This window comes from Cryobacterium sp. M23 (genome assembly GCF_002929655.1).
GTDB lineage: Bacteria > Actinomycetota > Actinomycetes > Actinomycetales > Microbacteriaceae > Cryobacterium > Cryobacterium sandaracinum.
The window spans coordinates 1-1,676 of sequence record NZ_PJJV01000010.1; the positions used below are offsets into that span (position 1 = coordinate 1).

Below are 1,676 nucleotides of genomic sequence, written 5' to 3' on the forward strand. Positions count from 1 at the left end.
CTTCGAAATGCAATACTCGTCACAGGCCGCAGAGATCCAACTCGCCGCTTAACCCGTGTCCACTCTCCGGGGTCAAGGCCAATGCGGTCACCGGCCCTGAATGCGGCAATCACGGCCTACACGAATGTTGGCGGTCCGATCGGTATGCCAATTCTTGCTTTGCTGGCCATCATCATCCTGGCGTCAAGCGCCGGTCATGGACGCCGGTGATCCTAATCACCGCCGCCGCCGCCGATTCCCTTCTGATGACCATCGCAGGAAAACAACTCATCGCCCGCGCCCGTCCTCCGCTGACTGACGCCGTCCCTCCGTTTGAGTACTCAGCATCATTCCCCAGTGGACATGCCCTCAACGCCCTCGTGATCGCCGGGGTTGTCACGTATCTCATCATCCTGCGTCAGCGCTCAAAACGGGCGCGAGCATTCACAATCGCGGCCGCAGTGACATTCGCCCTCACCATGGGGCTGAGCAGGGTTTATCTTGGCCATCATTGGTTCACCGACGTCGTGGTCGCTTGGTCGCTCGGCGCAGCGTGGCTCGCCCTCGTGATCACCGCCCACCGCCTCTACCTCACCACCAAAACCCAAGCCGGCGGAGTTGCGCAACGGGGCACGTCGGCCTAACTCATTGTCAATGGCACCATCACCCCGCCTTGTCGCGCTGCCCGTATGCCGGACCCTGAACGCACGCACCCGCACAACGGGAAGACCCTGGCGCTCATATCGACCGGGCCGCCCCGCTTACCCCACCCGGAAGAGATTCGCCTTCGGCTGCGTTTTCCACCACTAGCCCTCGCTACCCAACAGTTTCGAAACCCATGGGAGGCGCTTTGGTTACGAGACACATGGATGTTTTGACAACCATCGAGAGCTCCAGCGAATGAGGCTATCTGTGTCCGGGGTTACGAGGCCATCGACACGAGAATTGCGAATCCGAGACCCGCGAAAGCCACTCCGGTCACGAGAGCGACAACCGCCCGGACTCCGCGCTTGGGCGACCAGGGCACGAGGAGAATGGGGAGTCCGATAAGAAATGGAATTGGCGCAAGGTTACCGATCGTGCCGCCGATATCCCGACTGATTCCGAACCCTCCACCTGTACATCCATTGATACCGCAGAAGTCCCAAAGCGCGCTGATCAGCAGGACCGAACTCACAAACACTGGAATCGGAAGAGCCCAGAGCAGGTGGAGCCAGGTGCGCTCTGTAGGTACAGTTTCGGACACCTAGATCCGTTCCCCTTCATCAGCGCATTCATGGCGATACCACCAGCCCTAGTGTGACTACGGCAGATGGCCACACGCTACGGCCCTGCTGCACCTACCGTCAGCCCCCAGAATGGGGCGACCAAGTCCCTGGAAGCATGTAAATCTCGGCAGGCCTGCGGCGCTTCGTTGATGTGAAGAGCCATCGTGCGACGATCCTCCGTTTCACCGAACAGGCTTCCTCAACGGGCACTTGCCCGGAGCCAGGCGATTCCGACGCTGGCGGATCGCGACGTGTCCGTTTGACTCGCCCGATATTAGGCCCGCTGACGGGACGTCAAACGCACGAGTACAAGCACGGCACCTTGTGTCTTATAACCCTAGGGGTACAAGACGTCTCACGACTCCCCTTCTTCGCCTTTGCAGATCGCCGGAATCTCGCGGCGCGGCGATTCTCGTAACCGCGTCGCAT

General features: G+C 60.3%; 1 protein-coding gene. It reads left to right on the forward strand.

Annotated elements, in window-relative coordinates:
- On the forward strand, positions 1-623 hold a 623-nt coding region (locus CXY82_RS00080), incomplete at its 5' end, for a phosphatase PAP2 family protein (protein ID WP_370443658.1).
- Positions 624-1,676: the final 1,053 nt, after the last annotated feature.